Genomic DNA, 19,975 nt, shown 5'->3' with positions numbered 1-19,975 from the left:
GCTGCGCGCCTTTACTGAAGTTTATTCTGCCGGTCCGGCCGGCGCTGTTGCTGCGGCAATCAGGGCGGCTTCACGCTGCGCCATAACGCGCTCAACGGTATCCACAATCGCCTGCGTTTGCGGATCGATTTCGATATTGACCTTATGCCCCAGCTTTTTGCTTCCCAGCGTGGTGCGCTCCAGCGTTTCCGGGATCAGGTGGACGCAGAATTTGGTTTTGGTCACATCGCCGACCGTCAGGCTGATGCCATCAATACCGATATAGCCTTTGCGCAGAATATATTTTATCTGTTCTGCATCCTGCAGTCTGAACCAGACTTCGCGGTTATTTTCCGACTGAATAATTTTGCAGATTTCAGCGGTGGTCATAATATGACCCGACATCAGGTGTCCGCCAATTTCATCGCTGAATTTAGCCGCACGCTCAATATTGACTCTGTCACCCACCTGCAGCGCACCCAGATTGGTAATGCGCAGCGTCTCTTTAATCAGGTCAAAGCTGACCCGATCCTCTTCGATGGCCGTTACGGTCAGGCAGCAGCCGTTGTGCGCTACAGACGCCCCCAGCTCCAGCCCTGGCAGCAGGGCTGCATCAAGACGTACAGTATGAGTGCGAAACAGCTCTTTCTCTTCAATGGCGACAATTTCCGCCACGCCCTGCACAATACCCGTAAACATAACTATCCTCTCCACGCGTTTGTCTTAGCTTATCACAGCCTGCCAGCACAACTTAATTTGCGCATGCGCAATGGTTGCATAAAAGGCAAATAAATTTGTTATCATTATTTGTTCCGCGTGCGGGCTCTGGCTGCATTGAGCGCGCATTCGCCGGGAATAGTCTCTCTTTCTCTTAATCAAACAGGTGATACGTGCAGAAGTATTTAACAGAAGCGCGTCAGCTGCTGGCCCTCGCAATCCCGGTGATCCTCGCTCAGGTAGCCCAGACTGCGATGGGATTTGTAGATACCGTTATGGCCGGTGCGGTAAGCGCCACGGATATGGCCGCCGTTGCTGTTGGCACCTCTATCTGGCTTCCCGCCATTCTTTTTGGTCACGGTCTGCTACTGGCACTGACGCCAGCCGTTGCGCAACTCAACGGGTCCGGACGACGTGAACGCATTGCCGAGCAGGTGCGCCAGGGGTACTGGCTGGCACTGGCCGTTTCGCTTGTCATTATGGTTGTGTTATGGAACGCGGGCTATCTTATCCGCGCAATGCATGACATTGACGCCGATCTGGCCATTAAAGCGGAAGGTTACCTGCATGCGCTGCTCTGGGGCGCACCAGGCTATCTTTTTTTCCAGGTGGCGCGTAACCAGTGCGACGGTCTGTCTAAAACCAAACCCGCCATGCTGCTGGGCTTTCTCGGACTGCTGACCAACATTCCGCTGAACTACATCTTCATTTATGGCCACTTTGGTATGCCGCGTCTCGGCGGCGTGGGGTGCGGCGTGGCAACCGCCTCCGTCTACTGGGTGATGTTTCTGGTTATGCGCTTCTGGCTCCGGCGTATGCCGGCGATGCGCGATATTCGCATGGCCTCACGCTGGTCAGCGCCCTCGCGCGCTATTCTCACGCGGCTCTTTTCGCTGGGGTTACCGGTAGCGCTGGCGCTGTTCTTTGAAGTTACGCTGTTTGCCGTAGTGGCGCTGCTGGTTTCACCACTGGGCATTGTGAATGTCGCAGGACACCAGATCGCGCTCAACTTCAGCTCACTGATGTTTGTCCTGCCACTGTCGCTGGGGGTAGCCACCACGATTCGCGTGGGTTACCGGCTGGGTGAAGGCTCGGCGGAAGGTGCACGCACCGCCGCCTGGACCGGTCAGGGCGTGGGCATCGCCATGGCGGCCTGCACTGCCCTGTTTACAGTCACGTTCCGTCACGATATCGCCGCGCTCTATACGGCGAACCCTGCGGTCATTACGCTGGCTGCCCAGCTGATGCTGCTGGCTGCGATCTATCAGTTCTCCGATTCGATTCAGGTTATCGGCAGCGGGATCCTGCGCGGTTATAAAGATACCCGCTCGATCTTTTTCATTACGCTGATCGCTTACTGGGTATTGGGACTGCCGGCAGGCTATATCCTGGCGCTGACTGACTGGATTGTTCCGGCGCTGGGTCCGGCCGGATTCTGGTGCGGGTTTATTGTGGGCCTGACCTCTGCCGCCGCGATGATGATCTGGCGTATTCGCCGTATGCAGCGTCTGCCTGCAGAGGTTATTCTGGCGCGGGCGGCGCGCTAAGTGGCTGAACGGGCGTTTATCTGGCCCGCAATGCTGAAAAAAGCGACGCTTCGCACAGATGCTGGTCAGTCGTCCCGATTTTCTGTTTTTTTCCCTTGCCAGGTTTCCGGCGTACCGTTAATATTCGTCCCCGCTGTCGCCCTGACAGCGTGTTGCGCTCTTAGCTCAGTTGGTTAGAGCACCACCTTGACATGGTGGGGGTCGATGGTTCGAGTCCATTAGAGCGCACCAAGTGCGTCCGTAGCTCAGTTGGTTAGAGCACCACCTTGACATGGTGGGGGTCGGTGGTTCGAGTCCACTCGGACGCACCAGTTTGCTGTATTGCGCGCTCTTAGCTCAGTTGGTTAGAGCACCACCTTGACATGGTGGGGGTCGATGGTTCGAGTCCATTAGAGCGCACCACTTCGCTGTATCCTCTTCTTGCGCAACGTCGCTTTCCTTGATCCAGGTCGATATCCCCTGCTGCTTTTATATTGGTTTTCGCATACTTAGCGATTATACTATGGCTCGTTGTTTCACCTGAAAGGTTTCAGCGCTGACGTGCCTATGCCATCAATGTCTCTGATTTGCGCAACGCCGCTCTGCCGGCCTGCTTCTGCAACGCATAACTTCCCTGCACGCTCAGTTCCTGTCACCTATTCTTACTTCTGTATTATCCGTAGCCACAATCGTCACATTTTCACTTCGGTGCTCCGCGCATCGGATACCGACCTTTATCATCCATCACAACATACAGATATCTGACATGAAAAAGACCAAGATTGTTTGTACTATCGGGCCGAAAACCGAATCAGAAGAGATGCTGACCCAACTGCTGGAAGCAGGCATGAACGTTATGCGTCTCAACTTCTCGCACGGTGATTACGCCGAACATGGTCAGCGCATCGCAAATATGCGTGCCGTCATGGAAAAAACGGGGCATCAGGCCGCGATTCTGCTGGACACCAAAGGACCGGAAATCCGCACCATGAAGCTGGAGGGTGGCAACGACGTTTCACTCAAGGCGGGCCAGACCTTTACCTTTACCACCGATCAGTCTGTGATTGGTAATCATGAACGCGTCGCTGTTACCTATGCCGGTTTTACTGAAGATCTGAAAATTGGCAACACGGTTCTGGTCGACGATGGCCTGATTGGCATGACCGTTACTGAAGTCACGGAAAACAGCGTAGTGTGTGAAGTGCTGAATAACGGCGACCTCGGCGAAAACAAAGGCGTTAACCTGCCTGGCGTCTCTATCCAGCTGCCTGCACTGGCAGAAAAAGATAAGCGCGATCTGATTTTTGGCTGCGAGCAGGGAGTGGACTTTGTCGCCGCGTCGTTTATTCGTAAACGCTCTGACGTGCTGGAGATCCGCGAGCATCTGAAAGCGCATGGCGGCGAAAACATCCAGATCATCTCTAAGATCGAAAACCAGGAAGGCCTTAACAACTTCGATGAAATTCTTGAAGCGTCTGACGGCATCATGGTTGCGCGTGGCGATCTGGGCGTAGAGATCCCGGTTGAAGAGGTTATCTTCGCGCAGAAGATGATGATCAAAAAGTGCAACAAAGCCCGCAAAGTGGTCATCACTGCTACGCAGATGCTCGACTCCATGATCAAAAACCCGCGCCCTACCCGTGCTGAAGCGGGCGACGTGGCTAACGCCATTCTTGACGGTACTGACGCCGTGATGCTGTCTGGTGAGAGCGCCAAAGGCCGCTATCCGCTGGAGTCGGTCACGATCATGGCCACTATCTGTGAGCGTACCGATCGCGTGATGAAGTCACGCATCGACGAGCTGAAAGATTCCCGCAAGCTGCGTATTACGGAAGCTGTCTGCCGTGGTGCCGTTGAGACCGCAGAGAAACTGGAAGCACCACTGATTGTTGTAGCCACCGAGGGCGGTAAATCAGCAAAATCAGTACGTAAGTACTTCCCGGATGCAACCATTCTCGCCCTGACGACCAACCAGACCACTGCCCGTCAGCTGATCCTGAGCAAAGGTATCGAGACTCGCCTGGTCGCCCGCATTGAATCAACCGATGATTTCTATCGCATTGGTAAAGAGCTGGCGCTGGAAAGCGGCTACGCGCAGAAAGGTGATGTGGTCGTGATGGTTTCAGGTGCCCTGGTGCCAAGCGGAACTACTAACACCGCTTCCGTGCACGTGATTTGATTTAACGTCACACTTTATTTAAACAAGCGCCTTAACCGGCGCTTTTTTTATTCCATCGCTAATCTATAATCAGAAAAATTCAAATCGAAAATAACTATTCAATATGTTGTGGAATTAAGGTTAATCCGATTAAATCCCTCTGTTTTCGCTAAATATTTTCATCATATTCTGCCAGATGCTGCTTCTTTGAGCGAACGATCAAATTTAAGCATGTTCTCATCAAAAATTTATTCTCAACTTAAAAAGCTTTGTGCAATACTTGTAACGCTACATGGAGATTAACTTAATCTAGAGGGTATAAAATGAAACGTACTAAACTGGTACTGGGCGCGGTAATCCTGGGTTCAACTCTGCTGGCTGGTTGCTCAAGCAACGCTAAAATCGACCAGCTGTCTTCAGACGTTCAGACTCTGAACGCTAAAGTTGACCAGCTGAGCAACGACGTGAACGCAGTGCGTTCTGACGTTCAGGCTGCTAAAGATGACGCAGCTCGCGCTAACCAGCGTCTGGACAACCAGGCTCACTCTTACCGTAAGTAAGAGTTCTGGTTTGAAAAATGGTGCCCTGGTGGCACCATTTTTTTTGTGCTGATTCCAGCGCCCGGTGGCGCTGTCTGACCGGCTGACTTCAGCCCTGCGGCTCTGCTGCAACTTGCTCTGCCGTCTCTGCGGCAACCGGCTCGCCGCTGCTGACCAGCACCGGCATACCTGAACGGCGCGTCATCGCCTCCTCAATCAGCGCACTGTCGCTTTTCGCACTGCGGCTAAAGGCTTTCAGAGCGGTGCTGCGCACCAGCGGCTGCGTCTGCGGATCATCTTTTTCACTGCGCGACAGCGGCTGATGAACCTCAATATAGCGTTTACCGTCTGGTTCGATGGCGTACTTCACCGGCTGATTAACAATCTGAACGCGCGTGCCTGCCGGGACGCTGTTGAACAGCGCTTCAATATCAGCGGGACGCAGGCGAATACAGCCGGAGCTGACGCGCATGCCGATGCCAAAGTCAGCGTTAGTGCCGTGAATCAGGTAGTGTCCCTTGCCATACGCCAGACGCAGGGCGAATAGCCCCATCGGATTGTCAGGGCCGGCCGGAACCGTCACCGGCAGCGTCACGCCCTCTTTCGCATAGCGCTTGCGAATATTTGGCGTCGGTGTCCAGGTCGGGTTGGGAATTTTCTGGCTGATACGCGTCACCATATCGGGCGTCGCAGCGCCTAACTGGCCAATGCCGATCGGATAGACCACCACGCGGTTTTCTCCCGGCGGATAGTAGTAGAGGCGCAGCTCAGCCAGATTAACCACAATCCCTTTGCGCGGCGCATCCGGCAACAGCATCTGCAGCGGCACGGTGATCTGCGTACCTGCCGCCGGCAGCCAGGGATCAACGCCGGGGTTTGCTTCCAGCAGGCCGAGCAGTCCCGTGCTGTAGCGCGCTGCCACGCTCTCCAGCGGCTGTTTGTTATCAGAGATAGTGGTCAGAACGTTTTCGCCGATCAGGCGGCTGTCGTCGGCAGGGAGAGGATATTCAGTAGCCATTGAAGGTGCAGAGAGTCCAAAGCAGGACAGCAGCAGTGCACCAGCTAAACGTAACGCAGGTTTCATGCAGGTTTCTCTTTCTGGATGGAAAAGACCCCGGCTAAACCGGGGTCTGAAGAGTGTACCTTAGCAGAGCTGCTGAGCGTTATGCCGGATAGCGCGGATCATCGCTTCCAGCCCCTGAGAACGCGTTGGCGTCAGGTGCTGAGTCAGCGCCAGTTCCGCAAACCAGTGGCGCACATCCAGCTCGAGGATCTCCTGCGGCTTCAGCCCCTGATAGAGGCTAAATACTACTGCAATCAATCCCTTAACAATAGCTGCGTCGCTATCCCCTTCAAACGCCATCGATCCGTCCGCCTGCGGCGTCATGCGGATCCAGACCTGGCTCTGACAGCCTGAAATGACATACTCAGGCTGATGCAGGCTTTCAGAGGATTCTGGTAATTTTGCACCCAGCTCAATGATGTAAAGGTACTTCTCTTCCCAGTTAGCGCAACGATTAAAGTTGCGCACCAGCTTCTCTTTTTCCGGCAGGTTCGCCATCTGTTACTCCTGAAATCTGCTTAGCCCAGCAGGCGATGGATACGCGTCAGGCCAGCGGCCAGCCGATCTGCCTCATCTTCGGTATTATAGAGCGCGAAGGAGGCGCGACACATCGCCGGTACGGCATAGTGGCGCATCAGCGGCATCGCACAGTGGTGACCGGTGCGAATGGCAATACCATACTGATCGAGGAAGCTGCCAACGTCAAAGGCGTGATGTTTACCCAGGTTAAAGGCGATCACCCCGCTGCGCTGCGCAGGACCATAAAGCACGATGTCCGGTACTGAAGCGAGTTTGTCCAGCGCGTAACGCATCAGCGCGCTTTCGCGTGCATGAATAGCATCAAGACCCAGTTCACTTACCCAATTCAGTGCGGCACCCAGACCGATGATACCGCCGGTATTAGGCGTACCCGCTTCAAAGCGCCACGGCGCGCTGTTCCAGGTGGTTCCCACCGGCAGCATGACCTGGTCAATCATGGAACCCCCGCCTTCCCACGGCGGCATCTGCTCCTGCAGCGCTTTACGCGCATAGAGCACGCCGATGCCGGTCGGACCGTAAATCTTATGTCCGGAGAAAACGTAGAAATCACAGTCGATATCCTGCACGTCAACGGCGTGATGCATCACCGCCTGCGCGCCATCAATCAGTGTCACCAGGCCGGCTGCTTTCGCCTGAGCGACCAGCGCCTTAACCGGGTTAACGGTGCCCAGCACGTTAGAGACGTGCGTGACCGCCAGCAGCCGGGTACGGCTGTCGATAAGCGAAGCAAGCTGCTCTGTAGCCAGTTCGCCGCTATCGCTGAGCGGCAGGACGCGGATCTCAGCACCGGTGCGCTGTGCCACCATCTGCCACGGCACGATGTTAGCGTGATGCTCCATCTCGGTAATGATGAGATTGTCACCGGGCTGCAGCTGACTGCCGCCCCAGCTATTGGCTACCAGATTAATGCCTTCGGTTGTGCCTTTAACAAAGATAATCTCTTCATGCGAAGCCGCATTCAGAAAGGCCGCAGCCTGCGCGCGTACCGCTTCCATATCGCTGGTGGCCTGCGCGCTAAGCGAATGGATGCCGCGATGCACGGCGGCGTAGCCGTGCTGGTAAAAATGACTTTCCGCGTTGATTACCGCGAGCGGACGCTGCGCGCTGGCCGCGCTGTCAAGGTAGGCCAGCGGGTGTCCGTTGACCTCACGACTCAGGATCGGAAACTCCGCTCTGACTCGTTCGGAATCGAAACTCATGAATGTACTCCAGGGAAACGCTGTGAGATGCGTGCCAGCACCGCCTGACGCAGAATGTCATCATCCAGCGTTTCGGTCAGTTCGGCGGCAAAAGCGTGGATGATCATCTGCTGCGCCGCTTCTTCAGCGATACCGCGCGAGCGCAGATAGAACATCTGCTCATCATCAATGCGGCCGATGGTGGCACCATGGCTGCATTTCACGTCATCGGCGTAGATCTCCAGCTGTGGCTTGGTATCGACTTCCGCCAGCCGGCCCAGCAGCAGATTATTGTTGGTCATCTGGCCATCGGTTTTCAGCGCGTGCTGTGCCACTTTGATGTGACCATTGAAGACGGCACGGCCTTTTTCGCGCGAAATGGTTTTATGCAGCTGACGACTCAGGCAGTGGCCTTTGTTGTGCTCCAGATAGCTGCGGGTATCTGCGATTTCGCTGCCCACCGGCAGGACCAGGCTGTTCATTGCCAGCTCGCTGTTTTCGCCATTCAGCTGCGTGCTGGTGTTATGACGTGACAGGCCGGCGCCCAGCAGGAAGCTGGTGCTGCTGACGCGCGCATCCTGACCCATCACAATGTCATTATGCGCAAAGTGATAGCTGCTGCTGGTTTCAAAGGCGAGCTTGGTATGTTTCAGCTGCGCATTATCCGCTACGGCAAAGGTGATCCGCGCGCCGGTAAAGTGCGCCGCGTCATTCAGCGTGACATAGTGCTCAACGATTTCCGCTACCGCACTCTGCTCCAGCTCTACATGATGACGATGATGCACGGTGTTGAGCGCATCTGCCTGACCGCTGGTGATATGCAGCAGGTAGAGTGGGCGGGTAGCCGCTTTGCCGCGCGCCAGACGAATCGTCGTCACCTCTTCTGCCAGGCTCTCTGTCAGATGCAGGAAGATCTCCGGCTGTACCGGCGCCGGCAAATCGCGACGCTCAGCTGCCTGAACGTGCTGGATCTCAAACAGATCGGTTTCCGTGCTGCTCAGCGCAGGCTGGAAGCGGCCATCAACAAATACCAGTCGTACCGCGTCCAGCGGCAGCGCCAGCGCATCCGCCTGCTCACGGCTGAGACTCTGCGCGGAAGGCAGCACAAAGTGCTGTCCCAGCAGGCTCTCCAGCGACGTATATTTCCAGTTTTCATGCTTGCGGGTGGGCAAGCCTTCACGCATCAGCTGCTGCCAGTGCTGCTGCGCCTGCAGCGAGCGCTGCTCGCCGCGAGACTCAAACAGATGGTGCCACTGCTGCAGGGCATTATCACTCTTCGTCGGTAAGCCAGCCATAGCCTTGCTCCTCCAGCTGTTTCACCAGTGAAAAGTCGCCAGACTTAACGATTTTACCCTGATAAAGAACGTGCACGTGATCCGGCTTAATGTAATCCAGGATACGCTGATAGTGCGTTACGATGATGAAAGAGCGCTTACCGTCGCGCAGGCTGTTAACGCCCTCAGACACGATTTTCAGGGCATCAATATCCAGACCCGAATCGGTCTCATCGAGAATGCAGAGTTCCGGCTCCAGCGCCGCCATCTGCAGAATATCATTGCGCTTCTTCTCACCACCGGAGAAGCCGACGTTAACTGAACGCGTCAGCAAATCTTCCGGCATTTTCAGCAGCTTGATCTTATCTTCGATAAAATCCTGGAAGTCGAAGCGATCCAGCTCTTCCTGCTCGCGATATTTGCGTACTGCATTAACGGAGGTCTGCAGGAAAAACTGGTTGCTGACACCCGGGATCTCTACCGGGTACTGGAACGCCATAAAGATGCCTTCTCCGGCACGCTCTTCAGGTTCCAGCGCCAGCAGATCTTTCTCTTTAAAGGTGACGGAGCCACCGGTGATCTCGTAATCTTCGCGACCCGCCAGCGTTGCTGAAAGCGTACTTTTACCTGAGCCATTCGGGCCCATAATGGCGTGGACTTCACCTGGTTTAACTTCCAGGTTCAGACCGCGCAAAATCTCTTTATCTTCAACGCTAACCTGTAAATCTTTAATACTTAACATACTTATTCCTTCACATTGCTTCCGGCAACGCGTGTGGCATCAGCCGACACTGTGCTCAAGGCTGATCGCTAACAGTTTTTGTGCTTCCACGGCAAATTCCAGTGGCAGCTCGGAGAAAACATCTTTACAGAAGCCGTTGACGATCATAGAGATCGCATCTTCTTCGCTGATGCCGCGCTGCAGGCAGTAGAACATCTGATCTTCGCCAATACGTGACGTAGTGGCTTCATGCTCAAGCTGCGCTGTGTTGTTGCGCGTTTCTACATACGGGAAAGTATGCGCACCGCAATCGGGACCAATCAGCATCGAGTCACACTGCGTAAAGTTACGCGCATTGGTTGCCGTCGGCATGATTTTCACCAGACCGCGGTAGGTATTCTGGCTTTTACCCGCCGATATCCCTTTAGAGATAATGGTCGATTTGGTGTTTTTACCGATATGGATCATTTTGGTACCGGTATCCGCCTGCTGGCGACCGCTGGTCAGGGCAACCGAGTAGAACTCACCTACGGAGTAGTCACCGCGCAGGATACAGCTTGGATATTTCCAGGTAATCGCAGAGCCAGTCTCAGACTGCGTCCAGGACATCTTGCTGTGATCGCCTTCGCACAGGGCGCGCTTGGTAACGAAGTTGAGGATACCGCCCTCACCTTCGCCGCCAGGGAACCAGTTCTGTACCGTGGAATATTTCACTTCAGCATTTTTATGGATGATGACTTCAACGACCGCTGCGTGCAGCTGATAAGTGTCACGTACCGGCGCCGAGCAGCCCTCGATATAGCTGACATAGCTGTCTTCATCTGCAATCAGAATGGTGCGCTCAAACTGACCTGTTTTCGCCGCGTTGATGCGGAAATAGGTCGACAGCTCCATCGGGCAGCGTACCCCTTTCGGGATATAAACAAAGGTGCCATCGGAGGCTACCGCTGAGTTAAGCGCAGCAAAGAAGTTATCGTTGTGTGGCACGACAGTACCCAGATACTTCTGTACCAGTTCCGGATGGTCATGGATCGCTTCACCAAATGAGCAGAAGATAATGCCCTGTTTGGCCAGCTTGTCACGGTAGGTGGTTGAGACCGACACGGAATCGAAAATCGCATCGACAGCGACCTCTTTACCTTCACGTACCGGAACACCCAGCTGATTAAACGCGTCTTCCACTTCCTGAGTCAGGTAGTCACTGGAGGCCACGCTGCCCGACGCCTGGGTTGCACCCGGCTCAGATGCGCAGCTGTCGTCACAGTTCCCGCATGATGGCGCAGAAAAGTAGCTGTAATCCTGATAGTCGAGCTTGTCATAGTGCGCTTTTAACCAGTGCGGCTCTTCCATTTCAAGCCAGGCACGGAAAGCCTTGAGCCGGAACTCAAGCATCCATTCGGGTTCGTTACGTTTAGCCGAGATCGCACGCACGACATCTTCATTAATGCCGTGTGCCAGTTCGTCGGTTTGTAACCGGGTAAAGAAGCCCTCTTTGTAGTTGAGCTTGCCTTCCCAGGTCTGTACATCATCAGATGCTTCGCTATGTCGTGACATATTTCACTTACTCGACGCCAAAGCTTTCACCGCACCCGCAGGCGTGCTGAGCTTTAGGGTTATTGAATTTAAAGATCTGGTTCAGGCCTTCACGGACGTAGTCCAGCTCGGTGCCGTCGACAAACGGCATTGCCTGAAGCGGCACAAAGAGTTTTGCGCCAAACTGCTCAAACTGCAGATCGTCATCGGCTGGCTCTTTTACCAGATCCATGACATAACCAAAACCGGCACAGCCAGATTGTTTCACGCTCAGTTTCAGACCCTTTACTTCCGGGTCCTGTTCAACCAGAGTCAGGATCTGTTTCGCTGCCGACTCGGTCAGCGTAAGTCCTTTCCAGACAAAATCGTCAGGCGAAAAGGACGCGGCGTTTACTGATGACATCGTTGTACCTCGCAAGTCTGGACCTTCTCAGGCTATCCCCCTATGGTAGTGATATCGCCTATCACTTCAACCTCTTGTTTTGCAGGGATAATCATCTCGTGCTGTTTTTTCTGCTTAATTATTAAGCATAGTCCCTTTAGTACGGCCTGTAACAGACAGTTTTTATTCGGGACAAATATTACAACCTATTGATATCGTAACATTTTATAAAAACCGGCCCTAAAGCAATTAACCTGTATACAGGTTACGCCTTTACCGAATGTAAAGAGATTGTTATTGCCGATTTTAGTAACAGGTTACAGACATCAATATATTTCTTTAGCGGGAATTGCATTCCTGACGCAGTTTAATATGATAATGATTATCATTAACTATTTAGGCGGCGCTATGACACGTACCGTTTCAGCCTGGTTACAACACAAAATCAGCGACTACCGATTTGCCGTGCGCGACATCACCGTAGATTTTTATCTGGCCGAAGCCAGACTCAACCGGCCAGAGTGCTCACTGGAGCAGCTGCGCCGGTTTAACGATACCTGCCTGGATATGGCGGAAATCTGCGATATCAACGGCGACGATCGCAGCTATCTGCACGCCTTAGGCAAGCTGCACCATCGCCTGATTCAGGAGATGGGCAACGATGACCGTGACCGGCTGTTTCGCCTGCAGGCGTATCAGTTCGCCCGCCAGTCGCTGACGCATTTATGCCAAAAGCTTGCACAAAGCGGCGACTGGGACCAGATAACGGGCCTGCAGCGTGATTTTGTCCGCCACGCTGGCTGGATATTCTAATCCAGCTTTGTGACGGCTCCTACATTTTGTTTACATCAATTCCAGCAGCGCCTGTAAAGGATGACGCATGCCGTTGCCTTCGGCACGTTTCACCTGGCTGCGACAGGAAAAGCCGGTCGCCAGACAGCGCTGGCGCGGCAGCCGCTGCAGCTGCGGATGCCAGGAGAGCGCATAGATGCCGAGCGAGTTCTCCAGATGCTGCGCCTCGTGGCCATACGTCCCCGCCATGCCGCAGCAGCCGGTATTGATATTTTCCAGCCGGGCACCGAAGCGGGCAAATATCTTCTGCCATTGATTCGGCGTAGCGGGCAGCGCGGTCACTTCCGTACAGTGCGCAAACAGATACCAGGGCTCGCCGCTGACCGGCTGATTTACGCCATCAGCCAGCGCCTGCTGCAGCCACTCATGCACCAGTAGCACGCTGAAATCACCGCGCTTGCTTTTCAGTACCTGCTGATACTCATCGCGATAGCAGAGCACAGTGGCCGGGTCGACCCCGACCATCGGGATCCCCAGTTTTGCCACCCGATTGAGCAGTTCAGCAGTTTTCGCTGCGGTACGGGCGAAACGCTGCAGAAACCCCTTAACATGCTGCGCTTTGCCGTTGGGAGAGAAAGGCAGCAGCACCGGACGGTAACCCAGCTTTTCAATCAGTGAAATAAAGTCGGTCACCAGCTGCGCTTCGTAGTAGCTGGTAAACGGGTCCTGCACCACCAGCACGCACTGCTGCCGCGCTGCGCTATCCATCGCTTCCAGCTGCTCCAGCGTCAGGTTCATTGCCGGATGCCCGCTCAGACGCTGTTTAAGGTTAGGTGCGGAGAGCTGAGGCAAATCCACCATACCGATATGCGTTTTGCTGAATTCGCGCATCCACGGCTGCTGCAGGAAGAAATTGAACACCTTTGGCGCTTTCGCCATCAGCGGCGCATAGCTCTCTACGCTGGCCACCAGGTGATCGCTGACCGGTCGCAGATAGCGCGTATGGTAAAGTTGTAAAAAGCGCGCGCGGAAATCGGGCACATCGATTTTAATCGGGCACTGGGTCGAACAGGCTTTACAGGCCAGACAGCCCGACATCGCCTCTTTTACCTCATGGGAAAAATCGTACTCTCCGCGGTTAGCGTGCCAGCTGTTACGCGTACGCTGGATCAGCATACGCAGGCTGGCTCCCTGCTGCGGCAGCGCCTGCTCAAGCTGGTCAGGATCAACGCCCTGCTCCGACAGCAGGCGCAGCCATTCACGCGTCAGCGTCGCGCGTCCTTTCGGCGAGTGAATACGATTGCGGGTGATTTTCATCGACGGACACATCGGGCTGCGCACATCAAAATTGAAGCAGAGGCCGTTGCCGTTGCACTCCATCGCGCCGCGCCAGCTGGTGCGCACCGTCAGCGGGATCTGACGATCCAGATCGCCGCGCATCGCGCCATTCACCTGCATCATCGGCGCATCGCTCTCCAGCGGCGTGCAGATTTTACCCGGATTCAGCCGGTTATCGGGATCGAACGCGCGTTTGATACGACGCAGCTCGGTAAACAGCGTTTCACCGAAAAAGGCCGGACTATACTGCGCGCGGAAACCTTTGCCATGCTCCCCCCACAGTAACCCGCCGTAACGGGCCGTCAGCGCGACCACTTCATCTGAAATCTGCTTCATCAGCAGCACCTGCTGCGGATCGCACATATCCAGTGCCGGACGCACGTGCAGCACGCCCGCATCAACATGGCCAAACATACCGTAGCTCAGGCCGTGGCTATCCAGCAGCGCGCGAAACTCACCAATATAATCGGCCAGCTGCTCCGGCGGCACCGCCGTATCTTCCACAAACGGAATTGGCTTGGCGCGCCCCTGTGCATTGCCCAGCAGGCCAACCGCCTTCTTACGCATCGCGTAAATACGCTCGACCTCAGCCAGTTCATTACAGATCTGATAACCTATGACGCCACCCTGCCGCTCAGCCATCAGCGTATCCAGCCGGTCGCAGAGACGGGCGATTTGCTGTTCGATAAGTGCGCCATCATCGCCGGCAAACTCCACGATATTCAGTCCCAGCATCGTTTTATCCGGGATATCGGTGATCAGTTCTTTAACGGAGTGCCAGACAATATCTTCCCGCGCCAGATTCAGTACTTTTGAATCCACCGTCTCCACTGACAGCGCCTGCGCTTTTACCATAAATGAAGCGTTGCGCAGCGCGGAGTCGAAAGACTCATATTTAACGTTAACCAGACGACGGACTTTGGGGATTGGCGTGATATCAAGACGCGCTTCCGTAATAAACGCCAGCGTGCCCTCGGCACCGCACAACAGCCGCGTGAGATCGACCTGCTGCATGTCATCACTGAAGACGTGGCGTAAATCGTAACCGGTCAGGAAGCGGTTAAGCTTTGGAAATTTTTCAAGGATCAGCGCGCGCTGCTCACGACAGCTTTGCAGCACCGTCTGGTAGATGCGGCCCTCAGGCGTCGGCGTTGCGGCGAGCTGCTCCGCCAGCGCCACCGGTATGGCGCGCGTATCAAGGATATCGCCGCCCAGCAGCACCGCGCGTAACCCCTCGACATGATCGGAAGTTTTACCATATACCAGCGATCCCTGACCTGAGGCATCGGTGTTGATCATGCCGCCCAGCGTGGCGCGGTTACTGGTGGAGAGCTCCGGGGAAAAGAAGAAACCGTATGGCCGGAGCCAGGCGTTGAGCTGATCTTTCACTACTCCCGCCTCAACCCGCACCCAGCCCTGTTCGGTGTTGATCTCCAGAATGCGGTTCATGTAGCGCGACATATCAACCACAATGCCCTGATTCAGCGACTGTCCGTTAGTGCCGGTGCCGCCGCCGCGTGGCGTAAACGTCAGGCTGGCAAAAGCGTCCTCACCGGCGAGCCGCGCAATCAGAGCGATATCTGCGGTCGAACGCGGAAACAGTGCCGCATCCGGCAGAAGCTGATAGATGCTGTTATCCGTAGAGAGTGAGAGACGGTCGGCATAGCTGGTAGCGGTATCGCCGGTAAAACCCTGCTCTTTGAGCGCCTGCAAAAAGGCGAGAACTTGCTGAACCAGGCCAGGAGCCTGCGGAATTTGTGGGATCATGGTGTCGTGACCGGGATGTTGTAAACGTTTGCGTAGTAATTTTTTAACGTCTGGTTGTATCACATTTTTTTCCTGTCTGCTGGCATTTCCCTTCCCCGCTTCTGTGGCCCTGCTTTTCCTGTTTAATTTTCAGGAAATAGCGCATGATGATCCCGGGCCAGGGGCCCTTCCTGAAGGATTAACTGAGGTTAAATCGCTGTTATGAAAAGCCTGCAACGCGGTGTGGATCTGCCGCAACTGCTGTTCTCACTGATGTTTATTTTGCTGATGATTATCGCCTGTCTCTGGGTGGTACAGCCTTTTATTCTGGGCTTTGCCTGGGCAAGCATGGTTGTTATCGCAACCTGGCCACTCATGATTCGCCTGCAGCATCTGCTGTGGGGACGCCGCTCCCTGGCCGTTATCGCCATGACGATTCTGCTGCTGCTGCTGTTTATCATTCCGATTGCGCTGCTGGTCAGCAGCCTGATTGACAACAGCGCCCCGGTTATCGCCTGGGCTACTCAGCGCCATCTGCTGATGCCGGAATTCGCCTGGCTGCGGGAGATCCCGTATGCCGGCAACAAGCTCTATGTCAGTTACCATAAGCTGGTGGATGGAGGCGGTTCAGCGATCATGCGTCAGGTGCAGCCCTATATTGGTCGCACCACGGGCTTCTTTGTCGCACAGGCGGGACATTTTGGCCGCTTTATGCTGCATCTGGCGCTGATGCTGTTATTCAGCGTGCTGCTTTACTGGCGCGGTGAGCAGGTGGGACAGGGTATCCGCCACTTCGCCTACCGTATGGGGGGGCCCCGTGGCGATGCTGCGGTGCTGCTGGCCGGACAGGCAATACGGGCCGTTGCGCTGGGTGTTGTCGTCACGGCGCTGGTGCAGGGGGTATTAGGCGGGATCGGACTGGCGATCTCGGGCATACCTTATGCCACGCTGCTGACGGTGCTGATGATCCTGACCTGCCTGGTCCAGCTGGGTCCGCTGATTGTTCTGGTACCCGCGATTATCTGGCTCTACTGGAGCGGTGATACGACGTGGGGCACGGTGCTGCTGGTCTGGAGCTGTATTGTCGGCACGCTCGACAACGTGTTACGTCCGGTGCTGATTCGCATGGGTGCCGATTTACCCATGATTCTGATCCTCTCAGGTGTTATCGGCGGCCTGATCGCCTTTGGCATGATTGGCCTGTTTATCGGCCCGGTCGTGCTGGCGGTCTCTTATCGCCTGGTTTCAGTCTGGATGCACGAGGCTCCGGCGCCGGATGATGATGTGGAAACGGCAATTGAAGCGCTGACAGAGCATGAAGAGCTGCCCTGATACCTCTGATGGTCGCAGCGGCCTGAACATTCATGCCCGGGCATTTTTCAGGCACGCTGTTTTTCATAAACGGTTTTTAAGAAAAAACGCGCTTTTTAGCGCTTAACGACGTTTCGCTGGCTGGAATGATTATTTTTCATACTGAATCGCCCGATGCAGCGGGCAAAAGAGGCGATAAAAGATTATCAGCTTTAAACTAATAAGAGGATTCTTAAAGACTATAGCAGGCGCAATAAATAATATGTTTCTCATGTTGGAAATCAACCTACTGATTTTTAAACAACCTTTTTCCCCTGAGTAACGTAAAAGAATTGCTGTGTGTAGTCTTTGCCCATCCCCTGTGATGGGCTTTTTTTTGGCCTGCATTCAGCGCCCGCTGTAGCACTGCATGCTATCTGAACAGGCGGGATGCTTAGCAGCTAAAAATCAGGGTTATTATGCTGAAACAGTGGCTCATCCGCAGCTTAAGCCTGCATGAATCATGACGCGTACGGTATAACCTTACGCGCCATGCTCAGAGGTTAAGCGCGCTGAGCAGAGTCAATCTCAGCCAGGCTCAGCCAGGTTTCCACCACCGTATCCGGATTAAGCGACAGGCTGTCAATGCCCTGCTCCATCAGCCACGCGGCAAAATCCTGATGATCTGAAGGACCCTGTCCGCAGATACCGACATATTTGCCCTGTTTTTTTGCGGCCTGAATCGCCATCGAAAGCAGCGCTTTCACCGCTTCATTGCGCTCATCAAACAGAGCAGACACCACGCCAGAATCGCGATCCAGCCCCAGTGCCAGCTGCGTCATATCGTTGGAACCGATGGAGAAACCGTCGAAGTGCTGCAAAAACTGTTCTGCCAGCAGCGCGTTTGACGGGATTTCACACATCATAATCACCTTCAGACCCGCTTCACCGCGCTTCAGCCCGTGCTTCGCCAGTTCAGCCACGACCGCTTCCGCCTGGTCAACGGTGCGCACAAAAGGCACCATGATTTCAACGTTACTCAGCCCCATCTCATTGCGCACCCGCTTCACGGCTTCGCACTCCAGCGCAAAACAGTCGCGGAAGCTGTCAGCAACGTAGCGCCCGGCCCCCCGGAAGCCAAGCATCGGGTTCTCCTCTTCCGGCTCGTAGCGCTCTCCGCCGACCAGATTGGCGTACTCGTTCGATTTAAAATCGGACAGGCGCACAATCACGCGCTTCGGCGCAAAGGCGGCGCCCAGGGTAGCAATCCCCTCCGTCAGGCGCGCGATATAGAACTCAACCGGATCGTCAAAGCCTTTCATCATCTGGCGGATCTGCTGCTGTAGCTCCGGCGTCTGCTGATCAAACTCCAGCAGCGCTTTAGGATGCACGCCGATCATGCGGTTGATAATAAACTCCAGCCGCGCCAGACCCACGCCCTCGTTGGGCAGACAGGCGAAGTCAAACGCGCGATCGGGATTACCGACGTTCATCATGATCTTAAGCGGCAGATCGGGCATCGAGTCGACCTGAGAGCTGGCGATCTCAAAATCGAGCAGGTCATTGTAGACGTAGCCGGTATCGCCTTCGGCGCAGGAAACCGTCACTTTATGCCCGTCACGCAGGTGATCGGTGGCATCACCACATCCCACCACCGCCGGGATCCCCAGCTCACGTGCAATGATCGCCGCATGGCAGGTGCGTCCGCCGCGGTTGGTCACGATAGCCGACGCTTTTTTCATGATAGGTTCCCAGTCCGGGTCCGTCATATCGGTGACCAGCACGTCGCCCTTCTCAATGCGGTGCATTTCGCTGATATCGTGGATCACCTTGACTTCACCCGCACCGATACGGTGACCGATGGCGCGTCCTTCAACCAGCACCTGGCCCGTGCCCTGCAGGCTGTAGCGCTCCATCACCTGACCATTCGAGCGTACGGTTTCCGGTCGCGCCTGTACGATATAGAGCTTGCCGGTATGCCCGTCTTTTGCCCACTCGATGTCCATCGGGCGCTTGTAGTGCTGTTCAATCAGCACCGCCTGGCGTGCCAGCGCCTGTACTTCGTCGTCGGTCAGGCTGAAACGATCGCGCGTTGCCTGCTCCACATCCTCAATGCGCACCTGCTCGCCATGCGTCTGAGAATCGGCATACACCATGCGGATTTTTTTAGACCCCATCGTCCGCCTGACAATAGCCGGGCGGTTTGCCGCCAGCGTCGGTTTATGCACGTAAAACTCATCCGGGTTGACCGCACCCTGTACCACCATCTCACCCAGCCCCCAGGCTGAAGTGATAAAGACGACCTGATCAAAACCTGACTCAGTATCAATGGTAAACATCACGCCAGAGGCGGCAAGATCGGAGCGAACCATACGCTGCACCCCGGCCGAGAGCGCCACGCCGCGATGATCGTAGCCCTGATGCACGCGGTATGAGATAGCCCGATCGTTAAACAGCGAGGCGTATACGTGCTTAACCGCCACCAGCACGGCATCAAACCCCTGTACGTTGAGGAAGGTCTCCTGCTGCCCGGCGAATGAGGCGTCAGGCATATCCTCGGCAGTCGCGGATGAGCGGACGGCAAAAGAGGCGTCGGCATCATCAGCAGAAAGCTGCTCATAAGCAGTACGAATAGCCGCTTCCAGCGCCGGCTGAAACGGCGTGTCCACGACCCACTGGCGGATCTGCTTGCCCGCCTGGGCCAGCGCCGCCACGTCATCAATATCCGTGATATCCAGTAGTGCATAAATGCGCTGGTTCAGTCCGCTTTGGTCGAGAAACTGATTAAACGCGTCAGACGTCGTGGCAAAGCCGTTCGGGACGGATACGCCCAGCGACGACAAATTGGTAATCATTTCTCCAAGAGAGGCATTTTTGCCTCCCACCCGATCAACATCATGCATGCCAAGCTGGTTATACCAGAGCACTAGCGATTGTTGGTCTTGATTGGACATTGAGATGATCCTTTTAAATGATTAGGGCACATGGAACATTTTGCTATTCGCCACAGCAGCCTGGCATAACTGGTTTATAAAGACTAAGTGTTGAATCGTTAAAGCAAAAAAAGAGAGACAAAATCAGACTATTACCTGCCGGGGCTGACGTTGCGCAAACGGCACTATTATTACTAACAGCTTGCTGCAATAACGAATTTTCCATTTTTATAGCATTATCAGCGGATTGCTGTTGCGCAAACGAC

At 54.9% G+C, this 19,975-nt stretch carries 15 protein-coding genes, 3 tRNA genes and 1 other RNA gene; 9 read left to right on the top strand and 10 right to left on the bottom strand.

The window, feature by feature from the left end; translation table 11 throughout:
- Positions 1-21: 21 nt before the first annotated feature.
- On the bottom strand, positions 22-678 hold the full coding sequence (locus F3J39_RS03710) for a riboflavin synthase (protein WP_039384122.1): 657 nt from the start codon (positions 676-678) through the stop codon (positions 22-24).
- A 191-nt stretch (positions 679-869) separates the two neighbouring features.
- Between F3J39_RS03710 and F3J39_RS03705 the strand changes: the two genes are divergently transcribed.
- The 6 genes from F3J39_RS03705 (at position 870) to F3J39_RS03680 (ending at position 4,940) form a co-directional block, all read left to right on the top strand.
- Entirely contained in the window at positions 870-2,243 is a 1,374-nt protein-coding gene (locus tag F3J39_RS03705; protein WP_039384121.1) for an MATE family efflux transporter, read from the top strand.
- A gap of 154 nt (positions 2,244-2,397) precedes the next feature.
- Positions 2,398-2,474 (top strand) — tRNA-Val (locus tag F3J39_RS03700).
- 3 nt (positions 2,475-2,477) lie between these two features.
- Positions 2,478-2,554, top strand: a tRNA-Val gene (locus F3J39_RS03695).
- Between the two features lie 14 nt (positions 2,555-2,568).
- A tRNA-Val gene (locus F3J39_RS03690) sits at positions 2,569-2,645 on the top strand.
- 343 nt (positions 2,646-2,988) lie between these two features.
- Positions 2,989-4,401, top strand: a complete 1,413-nt coding sequence (gene pykF, locus F3J39_RS03685; protein WP_039384119.1) for a pyruvate kinase PykF — start codon at positions 2,989-2,991, stop codon at positions 4,399-4,401.
- Positions 4,402-4,703: 302 nt separating this feature from the next.
- Positions 4,704-4,940: a major outer membrane lipoprotein gene (locus tag F3J39_RS03680; protein WP_039384115.1), complete on the top strand. Its 237-nt coding sequence runs from the start codon at positions 4,704-4,706 to the stop codon at positions 4,938-4,940.
- Between the two features lie 88 nt (positions 4,941-5,028).
- On the opposite strand, the gene F3J39_RS03675 is transcribed toward F3J39_RS03680, so the two are convergent.
- The 7 genes from F3J39_RS03675 to sufA are packed head-to-tail and all read right to left on the bottom strand — an operon-like array spanning position 5,029 to position 11,631.
- Entirely contained in the window at positions 5,029-6,003 is a 975-nt protein-coding gene (locus F3J39_RS03675) for a L,D-transpeptidase family protein (protein WP_039384113.1), read from the bottom strand.
- Between the two features lie 60 nt (positions 6,004-6,063).
- Positions 6,064-6,480, bottom strand: coding sequence for a cysteine desulfuration protein SufE (gene sufE, locus F3J39_RS03670; protein ID WP_071668772.1), 417 nt, complete (start codon positions 6,478-6,480; stop codon positions 6,064-6,066).
- Positions 6,481-6,500: 20 nt separating this feature from the next.
- Positions 6,501-7,721: a cysteine desulfurase SufS gene (gene sufS / locus F3J39_RS03665; protein WP_108569279.1), complete on the bottom strand. Its 1,221-nt coding sequence runs from the start codon at positions 7,719-7,721 to the stop codon at positions 6,501-6,503.
- Positions 7,718-8,995, bottom strand: a complete 1,278-nt coding sequence (gene sufD / locus F3J39_RS03660; RefSeq protein WP_039384107.1) for a Fe-S cluster assembly protein SufD — start codon at positions 8,993-8,995, stop codon at positions 7,718-7,720. The genes sufS and sufD overlap by 4 nt, the downstream gene beginning before the upstream one ends.
- Complete coding sequence (gene sufC, locus F3J39_RS03655; RefSeq protein ID WP_039384106.1) at positions 8,970-9,716, bottom strand: Fe-S cluster assembly ATPase SufC; 747 nt, start codon at positions 9,714-9,716, stop codon at positions 8,970-8,972. Before sufC ends, sufD begins: the two co-directional genes overlap by 26 nt.
- Before the next feature lie 39 nt (positions 9,717-9,755).
- The gene (gene sufB, locus F3J39_RS03650) at positions 9,756-11,249 is read right to left on the bottom strand and encodes a Fe-S cluster assembly protein SufB (RefSeq protein ID WP_039384104.1); all 1,494 of its coding nucleotides are present in this window, start codon (positions 11,247-11,249) and stop codon (positions 9,756-9,758) included.
- 7 nt (positions 11,250-11,256) lie between these two features.
- Positions 11,257-11,631, bottom strand: a complete 375-nt coding sequence (sufA, locus tag F3J39_RS03645; protein WP_039384102.1) for a Fe-S cluster assembly scaffold SufA — start codon at positions 11,629-11,631, stop codon at positions 11,257-11,259.
- Between the two features lie 387 nt (positions 11,632-12,018).
- Here sufA and F3J39_RS03640 point away from each other — a divergent pair, with 387 nt between their 5' ends.
- A complete protein-coding gene (locus F3J39_RS03640) occupies positions 12,019-12,423 on the top strand; it encodes a hypothetical protein (protein WP_039385821.1) in 405 nt (134 codons plus the stop codon).
- Positions 12,424-12,453: 30 nt separating this feature from the next.
- Here the strand turns inward: F3J39_RS03640 and F3J39_RS03635 are convergent, their stop codons facing one another.
- Positions 12,454-15,507 (bottom strand): FAD-binding and (Fe-S)-binding domain-containing protein, encoded by a 3,054-nt coding sequence (locus tag F3J39_RS03635; protein ID WP_166713835.1) that lies wholly within the window; start codon positions 15,505-15,507, stop codon positions 12,454-12,456.
- A gap of 201 nt (positions 15,508-15,708) precedes the next feature.
- Here F3J39_RS03635 and ydiK point away from each other — a divergent pair, with 201 nt between their 5' ends.
- Both ydiK and rprA read left to right on the top strand, forming a co-directional pair.
- Complete coding sequence (gene ydiK / locus F3J39_RS03630) at positions 15,709-16,818, top strand: AI-2E family transporter YdiK (RefSeq protein WP_039384098.1); 1,110 nt, start codon at positions 15,709-15,711, stop codon at positions 16,816-16,818.
- A gap of 250 nt (positions 16,819-17,068) precedes the next feature.
- An RNA gene (gene rprA / locus F3J39_RS03625) (antisense sRNA RprA) lies at positions 17,069-17,177 on the top strand.
- A 162-nt stretch (positions 17,178-17,339) separates the two neighbouring features.
- Here rprA and ppsA read toward each other — a convergent pair.
- Positions 17,340-19,730 carry a phosphoenolpyruvate synthase gene (gene ppsA / locus F3J39_RS03620; RefSeq protein WP_071668771.1) on the bottom strand — a complete coding sequence of 797 codons (2,391 nt, stop codon included), beginning with the start codon at positions 19,728-19,730 and terminating at the stop codon, positions 17,340-17,342.
- Between the last annotated feature and the right edge of the window lie 245 nt (positions 19,731-19,975).

It is taken from the genome of Pantoea sp. Acro-807, assembly GCF_011752675.1.
Taxonomy (GTDB): Bacteria; Pseudomonadota; Gammaproteobacteria; order Enterobacterales; family Enterobacteriaceae; genus Pantoea; species Pantoea eucrina.
The sequence above is the reverse complement of the archived record's forward strand: the minus strand, read 5'-3'. Positions and strand labels throughout refer to the sequence as shown.

What these genes read in the sequence shown, in the direction of transcription:
- F3J39_RS03710 (WP_039384122.1), bottom strand. Translation starts at nt 678, where the DNA reads ATGTTTACGGGTATTGTGCAGGGCGTGGCGGAAATTGTCGCCATTGAA.
- pykF (WP_039384119.1), top strand. Translation starts at nt 2,989, where the DNA reads ATGAAAAAGACCAAGATTGTTTGTACTATCGGGCCGAAAACCGAATCA.
- F3J39_RS03680 (WP_039384115.1), top strand. Translation starts at nt 4,704, where the DNA reads ATGAAACGTACTAAACTGGTACTGGGCGCGGTAATCCTGGGTTCAACT.
- F3J39_RS03675 (WP_039384113.1), bottom strand. Translation starts at nt 6,003, where the DNA reads ATGAAACCTGCGTTACGTTTAGCTGGTGCACTGCTGCTGTCCTGCTTT.
- sufE (WP_071668772.1), bottom strand. Translation starts at nt 6,480, where the DNA reads ATGGCGAACCTGCCGGAAAAAGAGAAGCTGGTGCGCAACTTTAATCGT.
- sufS (WP_108569279.1), bottom strand. Translation starts at nt 7,721, where the DNA reads ATGAGTTTCGATTCCGAACGAGTCAGAGCGGAGTTTCCGATCCTGAGT.
- sufD (WP_039384107.1), bottom strand. Translation starts at nt 8,995, where the DNA reads ATGGCTGGCTTACCGACGAAGAGTGATAATGCCCTGCAGCAGTGGCAC.
- sufC (WP_039384106.1), bottom strand. Translation starts at nt 9,716, where the DNA reads ATGTTAAGTATTAAAGATTTACAGGTTAGCGTTGAAGATAAAGAGATT.
- sufB (WP_039384104.1), bottom strand. Translation starts at nt 11,249, where the DNA reads ATGTCACGACATAGCGAAGCATCTGATGATGTACAGACCTGGGAAGGC.
- sufA (WP_039384102.1), bottom strand. Translation starts at nt 11,631, where the DNA reads ATGTCATCAGTAAACGCCGCGTCCTTTTCGCCTGACGATTTTGTCTGG.
- F3J39_RS03640 (WP_039385821.1), top strand. Translation starts at nt 12,019, where the DNA reads ATGACACGTACCGTTTCAGCCTGGTTACAACACAAAATCAGCGACTAC.
- F3J39_RS03635 (WP_166713835.1), bottom strand. Translation starts at nt 15,507, where the DNA reads ATGATCCCACAAATTCCGCAGGCTCCTGGCCTGGTTCAGCAAGTTCTC.
- ydiK (WP_039384098.1), top strand. Translation starts at nt 15,709, where the DNA reads ATGAAAAGCCTGCAACGCGGTGTGGATCTGCCGCAACTGCTGTTCTCA.
- ppsA (WP_071668771.1), bottom strand. Translation starts at nt 19,730, where the DNA reads ATGTCCAATCAAGACCAACAATCGCTAGTGCTCTGGTATAACCAGCTT.